Source organism: Sinorhizobium garamanticum, from assembly GCF_029892065.1.
In the GTDB taxonomy this organism is placed as follows: Bacteria; Pseudomonadota; Alphaproteobacteria; order Rhizobiales; family Rhizobiaceae; genus Sinorhizobium; species Sinorhizobium garamanticum.
The window spans coordinates 1,911,553-1,925,473 of the sequence record NZ_CP120374.1; the positions used below are offsets into that span (position 1 = coordinate 1,911,553).

General features: G+C 61.7%; 14 protein-coding genes. 7 read left to right on the plus strand and 7 right to left on the minus strand.

The genetic code is table 11. The features are described from left to right. The first annotated feature begins 8 nt into the window (after positions 1-8). The 5 genes from PZN02_RS28805 (at position 9) to PZN02_RS28825 (ending at position 5,385) form a co-directional block, all read left to right on the plus strand. Complete coding sequence (locus tag PZN02_RS28805) at positions 9-902, plus strand: carbohydrate kinase family protein (protein ID WP_425336369.1); 894 nt, start codon at positions 9-11, stop codon at positions 900-902. A 33-nt stretch (positions 903-935) separates the two neighbouring features. Then, positions 936-2,201: an ABC transporter substrate-binding protein gene (locus PZN02_RS28810; protein ID WP_280662353.1), complete on the plus strand. Its 1,266-nt coding sequence runs from the start codon at positions 936-938 to the stop codon at positions 2,199-2,201. 300 nt (positions 2,202-2,501) lie between these two features. Continuing rightward, on the plus strand, positions 2,502-3,611 hold the full coding sequence (locus PZN02_RS28815; RefSeq protein ID WP_280662354.1) for an ABC transporter ATP-binding protein: 1,110 nt from the start codon (positions 2,502-2,504) through the stop codon (positions 3,609-3,611). After that, entirely contained in the window at positions 3,608-4,501 is an 894-nt protein-coding gene (locus PZN02_RS28820) for a carbohydrate ABC transporter permease (protein ID WP_280662355.1), read from the plus strand. The genes PZN02_RS28815 and PZN02_RS28820 overlap by 4 nt, the downstream gene beginning before the upstream one ends. Continuing rightward, positions 4,498-5,385 carry a carbohydrate ABC transporter permease gene (locus tag PZN02_RS28825; RefSeq protein ID WP_280662356.1) on the plus strand — a complete coding sequence of 296 codons (888 nt, stop codon included), beginning with the start codon at positions 4,498-4,500 and terminating at the stop codon, positions 5,383-5,385. Before PZN02_RS28820 ends, PZN02_RS28825 begins: the two co-directional genes overlap by 4 nt. A gap of 70 nt (positions 5,386-5,455) precedes the next feature. Here the strand turns inward: PZN02_RS28825 and PZN02_RS28830 are convergent, their stop codons facing one another. Next, positions 5,456-5,662, minus strand: coding sequence for a DUF2735 domain-containing protein (locus PZN02_RS28830; protein ID WP_280662357.1), 207 nt, complete (start codon positions 5,660-5,662; stop codon positions 5,456-5,458). Between the two features lie 513 nt (positions 5,663-6,175). Here PZN02_RS28830 and PZN02_RS28835 point away from each other — a divergent pair. Beyond that, positions 6,176-7,216: a glutamine synthetase beta-grasp domain-containing protein gene (locus PZN02_RS28835; RefSeq protein WP_280662358.1), complete on the plus strand. Its 1,041-nt coding sequence runs from the start codon at positions 6,176-6,178 to the stop codon at positions 7,214-7,216. A 126-nt stretch (positions 7,217-7,342) separates the two neighbouring features. Here PZN02_RS28835 and PZN02_RS28840 read toward each other — a convergent pair whose 3' ends face one another. Beyond that, positions 7,343-8,116 (minus strand): TIGR01458 family HAD-type hydrolase, encoded by a 774-nt coding sequence (locus PZN02_RS28840; RefSeq protein ID WP_280662359.1) that lies wholly within the window; start codon positions 8,114-8,116, stop codon positions 7,343-7,345. A gap of 145 nt (positions 8,117-8,261) precedes the next feature. After that, on the minus strand, positions 8,262-8,885 hold the full coding sequence (locus PZN02_RS28845; RefSeq protein WP_280662360.1) for a M10 family metallopeptidase C-terminal domain-containing protein: 624 nt from the start codon (positions 8,883-8,885) through the stop codon (positions 8,262-8,264). 270 nt (positions 8,886-9,155) lie between these two features. Here PZN02_RS28845 and PZN02_RS28850 point away from each other — a divergent pair, with 270 nt between their 5' ends. Continuing rightward, positions 9,156-9,473 (plus strand): hypothetical protein, encoded by a 318-nt coding sequence (locus PZN02_RS28850; protein WP_280663334.1) that lies wholly within the window; start codon positions 9,156-9,158, stop codon positions 9,471-9,473. Positions 9,474-9,579: 106 nt separating this feature from the next. Here PZN02_RS28850 and PZN02_RS28855 read toward each other — a convergent pair whose 3' ends face one another. The 4 genes from PZN02_RS28855 to PZN02_RS28870 form a co-directional block, all read right to left on the minus strand. Beyond that, positions 9,580-11,097 carry a tripartite tricarboxylate transporter permease gene (locus PZN02_RS28855; protein WP_280662361.1) on the minus strand — a complete coding sequence of 506 codons (1,518 nt, stop codon included), beginning with the start codon at positions 11,095-11,097 and terminating at the stop codon, positions 9,580-9,582. A 14-nt stretch (positions 11,098-11,111) separates the two neighbouring features. After that, entirely contained in the window at positions 11,112-11,606 is a 495-nt protein-coding gene (locus PZN02_RS28860; protein WP_280662362.1) for a tripartite tricarboxylate transporter TctB family protein, read from the minus strand. Next, positions 11,603-12,547: a Bug family tripartite tricarboxylate transporter substrate binding protein gene (locus tag PZN02_RS28865; protein ID WP_280662363.1), complete on the minus strand. Its 945-nt coding sequence runs from the start codon at positions 12,545-12,547 to the stop codon at positions 11,603-11,605. The genes PZN02_RS28860 and PZN02_RS28865 overlap by 4 nt, the downstream gene beginning before the upstream one ends. 240 nt (positions 12,548-12,787) lie before the next feature. Further along, positions 12,788-13,855 carry an ABC transporter substrate-binding protein gene (locus PZN02_RS28870; RefSeq protein ID WP_280662364.1) on the minus strand — a complete coding sequence of 356 codons (1,068 nt, stop codon included), beginning with the start codon at positions 13,853-13,855 and terminating at the stop codon, positions 12,788-12,790. Between the last annotated feature and the right edge of the window lie 66 nt (positions 13,856-13,921).

The following is a 13,921-nucleotide window of genomic DNA, read 5'->3' on the forward strand; positions in this document are numbered from 1 at the left end:
ACGACGTGATGGTGGTCGGAGAGTACTACTTCGACCTGATCTTCCGCGGTCTCCCGGATGTGCCGAAGATCAGTGCCGATCTTTGGGCCGAGGAGTTCGAGTGGGTGCCGGGTGCTGCCTACTCGACAGCACTGGCGCTTGCCCGGCTTGGAACCAAGGCAGGGTGGTGGTGTACCTTCGGCAACGACATCTTCAGCCGCATGATCATCGATGAAGCGCGGCGGGAAAATATCGACGACGGCCTTTTCATCCACCTGGACAAGCCGTTGCGCCGGGTGAGCGCGGCATTCTCGTTCGCGCATGACCGCGGCTTCATCAGCTATGCCGAGCAGCCGGACCCGCTGCCAAAGCCGGAGGATCTCGATCGCATCAGGCCGCGAATCCTGCTGCTGCAGGGGTTCTCGCTCGACGAGGAGCGGCGCGCGCTCATCCGGGCGGCGCGTGATCTCGGCATTGTCGTCTGCTCCGACTTGCAGCACGTGGACTACAAGCTCTCGACGCCCGGCATCGAAGAGATGCTGAGGCTGATCGACGTCTTTCTGCCGAATTCCTCCGAGGCGAAGGCATTGACCGGCGAAGATGACATCGAGCACGCGCTCGCCTCGATCGCCCGTTTCTGCCCGACGGTGGTGGTCAAATGCGGCGCGGACGGCGCCATCGCCTCTTCGAAGGGAGAGATCTGCCGCGTGCCGGCGCTCGCCGTCGATGTATTCGACACGACCGGTGCCGGCGATTGCTTCAACGCGGGCTTCGTCCACGGCTTGCTCAACGAGCCGGACTTGCGGGGCGCAATCGAAATCGCCGTCATCTGCGGTTCGCTCGCGGTGACGGGCTATGGCGGGCGCAATCTGCCTTTTGCACAAGATCTTACGAAATATCGGCGGCGGGAGGCCGCGATATAGCGACGTTCACAAGAGAACGAATGAGGGAACGACATGAAACACAAACTGAAAATGCTGGCAGGCATGGCCGTGGTGGCTATCGCATCGGCGCTCCCGGCAAAAGCTGAAACGGTCTCGATGTTCTGCTCCGCGACCGACTACGAATTGTGTGAAAAGGCCATCGCGAAGTGGTCGGAGAAGACCGGCAACGAGGTGAAGCTCAACCGGATGCCGCAGAACCTCGACGATGCGATCCCGATCTACCAGCAGCTCTTCGCTGCCCAATCGTCAGACATCGACGTGCTCTATATCGATGTCATCTGGCTTGGCATGTTCAAGGATCATCTGCTCGACGTCACGTCGATGATCCCGGAGGACGAGGTGAAGGCGCATTTTGCCTCGGCCACGGATGCCGCGCGTCTCGATGGCAAGCTACTGGCGATGCCCTTCTACATCGACACCGGGCTGATGTTCTATCGCAAGGACCTGCTGGAGAAATACGGCAAAGAGCCGCCGAAGACGTGGGATGAAATGACCGCGACCGCGAAGGAGATCCAGGACGCGGAGCGCAAGGCCGGAAACCCGGATATGTGGGGCTATGCCTGGCAGGGCCGCAGCTACGAGGGACTCACCTGCGATGCGCTGGAATGGATCGCCTCGGCCGGCGGCGGAAAGATCATTTCCGACGACGGCGAGGTCACCATCAACAGCCCCGTGACGGAAGCGGCGCTGACCCGTGCGCGCGGCTGGATCGGCACGATTTCGCCCGAGGGCGTGCTTAACTACGACGAGGAGAATTCGCGCGCCCTCTTCGAAAGCGGCAATGCCGTGTTCCACCGCAACTGGCCCTACGTCTGGGGCACGTCTCAGGCGGAAGGCGGCAAGCTCGTCGGCAAGGTTGGCGTCTCCGCCCTTCCGTTGGGCGCGGAGGGACAGAAGTCCAGCGGAACGCTCGGCACGGCCTATCTCGGTGTCTCGAAATATTCTGGGAAGCAGGAGCTTGCGGCTGACCTGCTACGCTACATGGTCGGCTTCGAGGACCAGAAGATGCGCGCGATCGAAGGCGGCTACAACCCGACAGTCGAGGCACTTTACGAAGACGCCGACGTCCTGGCGAAGATTCCCTTCCTCGGCATGGCAAAGACGGCCTTCGAGGAATCGGTCGCCCGTCCGTCCGCCGCGACCGGCAAGAACTACAACCGGATTTCCCGCACGTTCTACCGGGCCGTTCATGACATCATCTCCGGTAAGGACGATGTCGCCAAGGAACTCGCCGATCTCGAACGGCGCCTGCAGCGCGATGTGAAAGCCGGCGAATGATCAAGGCGGCACCTCCGGGAAAGCCCGGAGGTGCCTTTCCGCAAACATGCAGTTCGACGCGACGAGTTCCTGATGGCGAAGCCTGTCTTCGACGGCCTGATGAAATGGGCTCCTATGTTGCCGAGCAGATCCTGGCAGGCATTGGCTGCTTTTGAGCGGCAGCGGTAAGAAGGAAGCGCTGAAGCGCGTGGCGATGGCTGGCGGCTTTACCGCCGATTGGCCGCCGACCATTGTGCACGAATGCAGCGACAGAGGAATCCTGGCCGACCGCGCCGCGGCAGGCCTTTGAAGGGTAGCGGAATGGCTTCAGTCACCTTGAAAAACGTCAGCAAGACCTTTGGCGCCTACGATGTCATCCGGTCGATCGACCTGGAAATCGAGGACGGCGAGTTCATGGTGTTCGTCGGCCCGTCGGGTTGCGGGAAGTCGACGCTTCTGCGCCTGATCGCCGGGCTTGTCCCGGCTTCCGAGGGTGACGTCTTCATCGGTGGCGAGCAGGTGACCGACGTGCCGGCATCGAAGCGCGGGCTTGCTTTCGTCTTCCAGTCCTACGCGCTTTATCCGCATATGAACGTGTCGCGCAATATCAGCTTCGCGCTCGAAACCGCGCGCCTCGGCAAGGACGAAATTCGCCGCCGTGTGACCAAGGTCGCGGAGATGCTGAAAATCGGACATCTGCTCGACCGGCGCCCGCGACAGCTTTCCGGCGGCCAGCGGCAGCGCGTAGCGATCGGCCGCGCGCTTGTCGGTGAGCCCGAGGTTTTCCTCTTCGACGAGCCGCTGTCCAATCTCGACGCCGATCTGCGCATGGAAATGCGCTTCGAGATCGCCAAGCTGCATGCCGATGTGAACACGACAATGATCTATGTGACGCATGACCAGACGGAGGCGATGACGCTCGCCGACCGCATCGTCATCCTCAATCAGGGGCGCATAGAACAGGTCGGCAGGCCGCGGGAGCTTTATGACCGGCCGGCAAACAGATTCGTCGCCGGTTTTCTCGGCAGCCCGCGGATGAACTTCGCGCCGCTCGACCGTGCCGCCTCGTCGGGCAGCGCGCTCCGGGGCGTCGGCGGCTTTTATCATGCTGCCGAACTTACTGGCGCCGACAGCCCCGTCGAGATCGGTCTCAGGCCCGAAGCCCTCAAGCTGGTCAGCGCCGAGACCAAGGGCGCGATCCGCGGAACGTTCGAGCGCATGGAGGACCTCGGCTACGAATATGTCTGCTATGTGCGGCTCAGCGAGGCGCTGGTCTGGACGGTGCGTTCGACCGGAAGCCCGCCGCCATTCACGGAGGGCGAGGTGGTTGGCCTCGGCTGGCAGCCTGAAAGCCTCTATCTCTTCGGCGAAGACGGGCGGCGGATCGATCACGGCGGCGCCGTGCAATTGGCATTGGGAGCTTCGCTGTGAGTGCGGCCGAGAAGATGCAACGGCAGCAGAACCGCACCGCGTGGCTGTTTCTGCTGCCGCTGATAATCGCGCTCGTCGGCGTCGCGATCTGGCCGCTCGCGCGCAGCATCTTCTTTTCCTTCACCGACGCCTTTCTCGATGCGCCGGCGAACTACGGCTTTGTCGGGATCGATAATTTCATAGCCGTGGCCGAAGATCCGGTGTTCTGGCGCGCGGTCAGGAACACGCTGTTCTTTACCGTCGTATCTGTCGGTCTGGAGACATTGCTGGGGCTCGCGATCGCGCTGTTGCTCCACCGGGCTTTCGTCGGCCGCGGCATCGTCAGGGCCGCCATTCTCGTTCCCTGGGCCATGCCGATGGTCGTCTCGACCCGGATATGGGAATGGATGCTCAACGACCAGTTCGGCCTCGTCAACAAGCTGTTGGTGACGCTGGGCCTCGTCGAGAAGGGCATTGCCTGGACGGCCGAGCCCTCGCTTATCCTCTATACGGTGATCTTCATCGATGTCTGGGTGACAACGCCGTTCATGGTGCTGCTCATTCTCGCCGGGCTGCAGTTGATCCCTGAGGAGATATACGAGGCCGCCGAGGTTTCCGGCGTGCCGCACTGGAAGCGCTTCTGGTCGATAACGCTGCCGCTCGCCACACCCGCGATCGGCGTTGCGATGCTGTTTCGTACGCTCGATGCGCTCAGAATGTTCGACCTGAGCTATGTGCTCGCGGCCAACAATGAAAACACCATGACGATGTCGATCTATGCGCGCGACCAGCTGATCAGCTTCCAGGACCTCGGCCTAGGCTCGGCGGCCTCGACCTGGGTGTTCATGATCATCGGGCTGATCGCGATCGTTATTGTTGGCGTCCTGCGCCTCGATCGCGCGACGGGATGACGAAAATGGCAATGACGACGACTGCCCCTGCAAAACGCTATTCCAACAGCACCTATCGCACGATCGGGCGCCTGAGGACGTTCGGTCTCTATGTCGGCGTAGCGGCCGTCCTCGCCTACATGCTCTTTCCCTATTACTGGGCGATCGTTTCGTCGACCAAATCCGGCCAGGCGCTCTACCAGTTCAGTCTCCTGCCATCGCTGGACTTCAGCAACTATTGGCATCTGTTCCAAAACCCGGTCTTCATGGGCGCGCTCGTGAATTCCAGCCTCGTCGCTTTCGCGAGCACGATGATCTCGCTGGTGATCGGCATTCTCGCGGCCTATGCGCTCGGGCGGCTGCATTTTGCTCCGGGCCGGATCATCTTGATCGCCGTCCTGATGATCTCGATTTTCCCGCAGGTGGTCGTGCTGTCGGGAATGTTCGAAGTGATCGGCTGGCTTGGGCTCTATAATCGCCCGTCGGCGCTCATCGTCTCCTATCTTATCCTCACGCTGCCGTTCACCACCTGGATCCTGACGAGCTTCATACGCGATCTGCCGACGGAACTGGAGGAAGCGGCGCTTATTGATGGTTGTTCGCGGCTGAGGGTCCTGACCCATGTGCTGCTGCCACTGATGGGGCCAGCGATCGCCAGCACCGGGTTGCTCTCGTTCATTCTGGCGTGGAACGAATTCCTCTTCGCGCTCACGTTTATTCTGACCGACGAGAACCGGACCGTGCCGGTTGCGATCGGCCTGCTCACCGGCAGCAGCCGCTACGAATATCCGTTCGGCCAGATCATGGCCGCGTCGGTGACCGTCACGTTACCGCTGTTGGTGCTGGTGCTGATCTTCCAACGCAAGATCGTCGCTGGCCTGACGTCGGGTGCCGTGAAAGGATAGTTGTGTCGTCGACAAGCAGGCGTCGCCCGCGATTCATGCAGATGATCAAAAAATGGGCGGTGCGTTCGCGCTAATTCAACTTGCCCGGAATGCCTGGATGCTCTTTGGCTTCGGTGCGAATGGCCTCTTCGTGATACCAGCAACCGTCTATTGCGGCGGCGCAAATGTCTTGCGCGTCGAGATCCGGTTTCTCCTCCCGGCGGTTCTCCGCCCTTCTGAAGGGTTTCGCGGGGAAAGGATAAATCGTCGCCGATCTTCGGTGTAAACTCTCGGCCATCGTCTGGTCTCCCTTGAGTTCTGAGAGGGAGCATAGCGCATCGCATCCGATTTGCACATGGTTTGCGCGAAATGATGAAAACGCAATCAATTGTGTGCCGTATTTGTGGGCACGCGCTTTCGCGCGATGAAAAATTAGACGCCGCCCTCGGAATTTTTACGGCTGGGCACAGCATTCGCATGCGATCTGGCTTCTCGGGCGTACCGTTCGATGGCGCAGGTTTGACGCGGCGGGGGAGTGGCCCGGTGCGAGGCGGAGCCCGAACCGCAATCAGCTAACCGTTTGACTCTATTACAGCGTTCCAGCGGCACGAGCGGCGAGCGGATGGTTCCGCGCCCAAACACGGATCCGGCCGTTGATCAATTCTTTCACTGCCAGCATGCCACAATCTCCGATCTGGCACGCAAAATGCTTGAGCAGTTCCGGATCCCTTGGCGGTCGGCGCTTCGCAAGTGTGTCGTTCCGTTAGGATTTGCTCAAAGCCTCGCAACACCACGTTATGAGAGATTCGCAATGACAAAGTATAAGCTCGAGTATATCTGGCTCGACGGCTACACCCCGGTACCGAACCTGCGCGGAAAAACGCAGATCAAGGAATTCGATGCGTTCCCGACGCTCGAGCAGCTCCCGCTCTGGGGATTTGACGGAAGCTCGACGATGCAGGCCGAAGGCCGCAGCTCCGACTGCGTGCTGAAACCGGTCGCGGTCTATCCGGACCCGGTTCGCACCAACGGCGTACTGGTCATGTGCGAAGTCATGATGCCGGACGGCAAGACGCCCCATCCGTCGAACAGCCGCGCGACGATTCTCGACGACGAGGGCGCCTGGTTCGGCTTCGAGCAGGAATACTTCTTCTACAAGGACGGCCGTCCGCTCGGATTCCCGGAGCATGGCTACCCGGCACCGCAGGGCCCGTATTACACCGGCGTCGGCTACAAGAACGTGGGCGACATCGCACGCCAGATCGTCGAAGAGCATCTCGACATCTGCCTGGCGGCCGGCATCAACCATGAAGGCATCAATGCCGAAGTCGCCAAGGGCCAGTGGGAATTCCAGATCTTCGGCAAGGGCTCCAAGAAGGCCGCAGACGAAGTCTGGCTGGCTCGTTACCTGCTGCAGCGCCTGACGGAAAAATATGGCATCGATATCGAATGGCACTGCAAGCCGCTCGGCGACACCGACTGGAACGGTTCGGGCATGCACTGCAACTTCTCGACCGCCCACATGCGTGAAGTCGGCGGCAAGGACTACTTCGAAGCGCTGATGGCTGCCTTCGAGAAGAACCTGCACGAGCACATCGCCGTCTACGGCCCCGACAACCACATGCGCCTGACCGGCAAGCATGAGACGGCACCGTGGAACAAGTTCAGCTACGGCGTTGCTGATCGCGGTGCGTCGATCCGCGTTCCGCACAGCTTCGTCAACAACGGCTACCGCGGCTATCTCGAAGACCGCCGCCCGAACTCCCAGGGCTGCCCCTACCAGATCGCTTCGCAGGTGCTGAAGACGATCTCGACCGTTCCGACCGAAGGCAGCGTCGCGAAAGTAGCATAGTAATACTCCCCGCGGCGCCGACGCGAATGTCGGCGCCGTGCCTCTTTTCGTTGTCGGTGTGATCCTCGCCGGGAATTCTTGGACGCTGATGGCTTTGCCACGGTCAGCGAGTCCCGAATACCGCCTTCACCTCTTTCTTGCGTCGATGATCCAATCGACTGCCTCGGAAATATCGCGAACCGTCGCGGTCGGCGTCGGCTCGAAACGCTTTTCGTCGCCTTCGCGGTACTTGCCGGTGCGTACCAGCAGGGCCTGCGCTAAACCTGCCTGCAGCGCGCCTGCCACATCTGTTTCGGCGTCATCACCCACCATGACGGCTTGAGCGTCCGGACAATTGATCGTCGCGAGCGCAGATCGGAAGAACGGCTGCGACGGCTTCCCGAGCACGATCGCGCTCTTCTGGCTGGCGAATTCCAGTCCCGTTACGAACGCTCCGGCGTCGAGGCTGAGTTTGCCATCGGAATCCTTGAAGGTCCGGTTTGGGGCGAGTGCCAGCAGTTCCGCGCCGGCAATCAATTCTCGAAACGCCGCGTTGAGCGCCCGGTAATCGAAAGCCTCCCCCGCATCGCCGACAACGACGGCCTTCGGCAGGCGGCGTGTCAGATCGTCGAATTCCTGCACGAGATTGGGATGGACGAGCAGATGTGGCGATCGGCCATGTTCGGCAAGCCATTGGCGCGCTGCCTCAGCCGGCGTGAAGACTTCGTCGGGTGCCACTGAAAGGCCCAGCCGGGTAAGTCGGTCAAGAACGGCTGGCTTGGTGGAGCGGGTGGTGTTGCTGACGAAGCGGATAGGAAGACCGGCGTCGCGCAGTCGGCGAACGGCCTCCGTTGCGCCAGGCACAGCCACTTCGCCGTCATAGATGACGCCGGCAAGATCCAGAAGCACACCATTTATCATTCGATCAGGATGACATGGAGGTGCGGGGGGTCAAGATGCACCAAGGACGGGCCAACCAGCGCGCAGGCGATGTGAGGGTGACGAACCGGGAGGTGCGGGAAATCGCTGCCGAGGCTTGGCGGACCTCGGCGTGAAATAGCGCCTGCTAGAGGAGGAAGTAGCTTGCAGTGATCGTCAGCGGATCATCCAGGTGCAGCAAAAAGTCAGCCTTTTTGTCCCCGTTGAGGTCGGCATAGACATAGGTGTCGCTATCTTGCTTCACATATCTCAGTTCGCCGGCCTTTCCGCTAAATGCGCTAGAACCGATGAAGACAAAGGCCTGGTTCCCCGCTGCAGCGGTATTGGCGTCTATTGCCGAGAGATCTATTCGATCGCCAGCGGCATAGTTGAAATCATAGATCGTGTCGCGCGACGTTGTGGTTGAGTCCATCTGTGACTTGAAGACGAATTTGTCTGCACCGGCACCGCCGTAAAGAGCGTCGGCGCCTTGTCCGCCGATGATCGCGTCGTTGCCGTCACCGCCGGAGACCCGGTCGTTGCCCGCGCCACCATTTAATGTGTCGCTGCCGGACCTTCCTGTGATTGTGTCATTGCCGGATGTTCCGCCGGTGCGCGCTGGCTCGAAGCCATCAGGGATCAGAAGCTTTTGGCCCGTCCAGGTATTAGGATTTTTGATATTGTTCGCCCTTGCGAGATCCTCGACGGTAGTGTTGTAGCGGGCTGCAATGACGCTGAGGGGATCGCCGCTTCTTACAGTATAGGATGTCATTCAAACCCCATCTAATCAGGAATGGGGTGCACTCATAGCAAGCGAAGAAGGCTGGCGCAACCAAGGGTCGCGGCTAGCGTAAATAGTTTGTTGTTATCAAAAATTAGCGCGCCAGCGCGCTACGCGATCGGGTTAGATCTTCCAGGGGAGCCCGATGCTGGTCATAGCAATGGGCAAATTGTTTTCGAGTAACTGGCGCAGGTGCGACCTGCGTCAGAAGGGCCGTCTTATGCGAGGCCGCCCGCCCGTGATCGTTACATGCTACGAAGCATGTCGTCGCTCCGTGGCGAGGGCAGTCCGGCGTTAGCCGCGGCGCATATCCGGAAAGTTTGCCGGGTCGATACCGAGGGTGCGCAGGTCGCGCGCGTTCGGGCGGCGGTGGCCTTCGACGGCGGCGGCAGCAGCGTTCGCGGCACCCAGAACGGCGAAGGCGCGGCCAATGAAACCCATGCGGTTTTTGCTGGTGGCAGTCATCTCTTTGATCACTTTCGTTTTCTATTCGTTGAGCAAAAGATGGGCCTGAGCACGTGTTTTTGCAATGCACAAAACCTCACCCCAGCCATGCAGCGCAAGCACGTCCGCGAATGATGCGGGCGAGCCGGCCTCAAAGGCTGGAGGAGGAAGAAAGTTGGAGCGGGAAACGGGCTGCCCCTCCCGTTTCCCGCTCCTTGAATCGCCTTGGGAGGCGAAAGGGTCAGTCCTCGCTGGCGGCGAGTTGCGCTAGCACTTGGCCGCGCCCACGCGCTCTCAGGATGAGCGGCACGATAAGGGCGAGGGCGGCGATGACCAGAAGCACCGCCGCGATCGGCGAGGTGAAGAGCACTGTGATATCACCCTGGCTGATCGAAAGCGCCCGGCGCAGTTGTTGTTCGGCGAGCGGCCCAAGGATCAGGCCGACGACGACCGGCGCGATCGGATAGCCGAAGACGCGCATGACGTAGCCAAGCAGGCCGAAGGCTAGCAGCATGCCGAGTTCGAACACCGACGGGTTGGCGCCGATCGTGCCGAGCGTTGCGAAGAGGAGAATGCCCGCGTAGAGCCACGGCTTCGGGATGGTCAGGAGCTTCACCCAGAGGCCGATCAGCGGCAGGTTCAGGACCAGCAGCATGAAGTTGGCGATGAGCAGGCTCGCGATCAGGCCCCAGACGAGTTGCGGGTTGGTGGCAAACAATAGCGGTCCCGGCTGGAGGCCGTATTGCTGGAAGCCGGCCAGCATGATTGCCGCAGTCGCCGTCGTCGGCAGGCCGAGGGTGAGCAGCGGCACCAGCGTGCCGGCGGCAGACGCGTTGTTGGCCGCTTCCGGTCCGGCAACGCCTTCGATCGCGCCATTGCCGAACTCTTCCGGATGTTTGGTCAGGCGCTTTTCGGCCGCATAGGAAAGGAAGGTGCCGATTTCGGCGCCGCCGGCCGGCATCGCGCCGATCGGAAAGCCGATGGCAGTGCCGCGAAGCCAGGGCTTCCACGAGCGCGCCCAGTCCGTCGCGCTCATCCAGACCGAGCCCTTGACGGCTTCGACCTTGTCCGGGCCGCGATCGCCCTGGGCGGCGATGTAAAGCGTCTCTCCGATCGCGAACATGGCGACGGCAAGCGTCGTCACCTCGATGCCGTCGAGCAGGTCGGGCACGCCGAAGGCAAGGCGCGTCTGGCCAGTCAACTGGTCGATGCCGATGCAGGCAAGCGTCAGACCGACGAAGAGGGAGGTCAGGCCGCGGAGCGTCGAGTCTCCGAAGGCGGAGGAAACCGTGACGAAAGCCAGCACCATCAGCGCGAAATATTCGCGCGGGCCGAAGACGAGTGCGAGCTTGACGATGTACGGCGCGATGAAAGCGAGCGCCAGCGTCGCGATCAGACCGGCAACGAACGAGCCGATCGCCGCGGTCGCCAAGGCCGGGCCACCGCGTCCGGCGCGCGCCATCTTGTTGCCCTCGAGCGCCGTGACGATGGACGAGCTTTCACCAGGCGTGTTGAGCAGGATCGAAGTGGTCGATCCGCCATACATGCCGCCGTAGTAGATACCGGCGAACATGATCAGCGAGCCGCCCGGATCGAGCTTGTAGGTGACGGGCAGCAACAGCGCCACCGTCAGGGCTGGGCCGATGCCAGGAAGAACGCCGACCGCGGTGCCGAGCGTGACGCCGATCAGCGCATAGACGAGGTTCATCGGTTGGGCAGCGACCAGCAGCCCCTGCAGCAGGAAATCAAAAGTACCCATGGTCGGCGGCCCCCTCAGAAGAACAGGCGTTCAAGCGGCCCTGCGGGCAGCGACAATTGCAGGAGCTTGGCGAAGATCAGCCAGACGACGAAGCTTAAGGCGATGCCGACCGGCACGGTGAGCCAGAGCATGCGCTTGCCGAAGCCGCGCGCCGTCATGGCAAAAAGAATGCCGGTTGCGATCGAAAAGCCGAGCGTGTTGAGCAGCAGCATCTGGGCGGCGAGGCCACCGACGATCCAGAGGACCGGCCCGGACTCCTGGCGCTCTCGCTCGTGACCGAAGTCGCCTCTCACCGCTTCGATGGCGGTCCAGACGGCGAGCCCGACGAGACAGCAGGCGATCACGTAAGGGACCGTCGTCGGCCCGACCTGCGAATAGCCGGCGAGCCCGGTGAGGCGGGAGACGTCCCAGAAGATCAGGCCGGCGATCACGGCCAGCACGACGGCGATGATGAGCGCCGCCCTGTCCGGGCGGCGCGTTTCGACGGAAGGGTGGTTCCCCTTGTTCATTTGACCAGCCCGATGTCCTTGAGGACGGTTTCGGTTGCGGAAATGTCCTTGGAGAGCTGTTCGTCGAAGGCGGCGCCGGAGAGGTAGGAATCCTGCCAGCCCTTGGTTTTCAGGACTTCCTGCCAGCCGGCAGACTTCGCCAGTTTCTCGATGTCGCCCGAAACCTGAGCCTTCTGCTCGTCAGTAAGGCCAGGGGCGGCTGCGACCATGCGCCAGTTTTCCACCACGACGTCGAGGCCCGACTCTTTCAGCGTCGGCGCGTCGATGCCTTCGAGGCGCTCTCCGCTCGAAACGGCGAGCAGCCGGAGTGTCCCGGCCTTGATCTGCGATTCGAATTCGCCGTAGCCGGAAATGCCTGCGGTCACCTGGCTGCCGAGGATCGCGGCAAGCGCTTCACCACCACCGGAATAGGCAATGTAGTTGATCTTCGTCGGATCGACGCCGGCCGCCTTGGCAATCAGGCCGACTGCGATGTGATCCGTGCCGCCGGCGGAGCCGCCGGCCCAGGAAACGGCGCCCGGATCCTTCTTCAGCGCCTCGACGAGATCGCCCATCGTCTTGATCTCGGACGCGGCCGGGACGACGATCGCCTCGTATTCGCCCGTCAGCCGTGCGATCGGTGTCACGTCTTTCAGGGTCACCGGCGAGTTGTTGGTAAGGATGGCGCCCACCATGACGTAGCCGCCGACGAGGAGGGCATTCGGATTGCCCTTTTGCTGGCTGGCGAACTGAGCAAGCCCGATGGTGCCGCCGGCGCCGGGAACGTTCTGCACCTGGACATTGCCGGAAATGCCTTCCTGCTGCATGACGGTCTGCAGCGAACGGGCCGTCTGGTCCCAGCCGCCGCCGGGGTTGGCCGGCGCAATGATCGTATAGTCGGCGGCATATGCCGGAAGCGCCAAGGCGCCAGCGAGAATGGATGCCAGGAAGAAGTGTTTCAAGGTCGGTCCTCCGTAGGGCGCGTTTAATCGCGCGTGCGTTGATTATCGTCGCGTACGGGAGAAGCACGTGGCTGGTTTTTTGCGCGCCAGCCGCTGACCGTGGTGGTGATTTCCTCCCGATGCGCTGCTGACGGCCCGCCTCCACGGATCATCAGCGATCCCTAAGCCACCATAGAAAGCTGACATTAACCTGACATCAAGTCGGCATTGCGTAAATGGTTTGTTCTGCCTGCCGAAATTTCAGTGGAGCCTGAGCATCTCGTTCCAGCGCGCGATCAGGCGGGCGCGCTTGACCTGGTCGAGATAGACCATCAATCCCGGGCTGACCGGAACGGGCCGCAATTGCCCGCCGAGCATCTCCTGCATCGTGTTGGCAGTGTTCTCGCCCGCGACATCCGGGCTGACGGCCGGGATCTGCAACTCGCGCGCCATGATCGTCTGGCCCTCCTTCGACATGAAGAATTCGAGGTAGCGGCGGCCGAGATCGGGGGAGGCGGCCGCCTGCGGCACGAGGCCGATACGCGACATCACGACCGTATAGTCCTTTGGAAGCACGATCCCGACATCGGGATGGCGCGAGGCCCAGTCGGCGGCATAGGAGCCGAGGATATTGTAGCCAAGCACGAACCGGCCATCGGCAACCCGTTCGACGATCGCCTGGCTGGTCGAATAGAGTTTGACGCCCGCGGCCCCCATCGCCTGGATGACACTCCAGATGTCGCCGAATTGTTCCTGGTCGCGCGACATGAAGAGGAAGCCGACGCCGGAGCGCTCGATGTCATAGGTGCCGATCCGGCCAAAGACGGCGCTGCCCTGCCGCTTCAGATAGTCGACGAATTCCGCGCGTGTTGCGGGTGGCGGCTCGGTCTTGAAGCTTGGTTTGTGATAGACGAAGACGGCTGGCTCGAAGGTCAGCGCATAGGCCGTGTTGCGCCAGTTTGCCCAAGCCGGCCAGCGGCCGCTCATCGGCAGGTCGCTGCGCTGCGCATAACCGTCATTGCTGAGCTTGACCTGCAGGTCCATGGCCGAGGAGAAGGCAAAGTCGGCCGTCTTCTCACCGGCATCCGTCTCTTTAACGATCCGGTCGTAGATCTCGCCCGTCAGCATGTCCTCGTAACGCACCGCCACGTCCGGATTGGCCTTCTGGAAACCAAGGATCATCGGCCGTGCGAGCGGTTCGTCGAGCGAGGAGTAGACGATGAGAACGGGGGCCGCATCGTCCCCTGAAAGGGCCGGGAACAACACGGGCGCCGAAAGCGCCAGGCCGGGAAGAAAGAGGCAGAAAGCCAAGGAAATCAAATAGCGCATGAATTCACAATGCCCGAGCCGCCTGCCGTTCACAAGCAAGCTTGCGGCCGATAAAGTGAGCGGGGG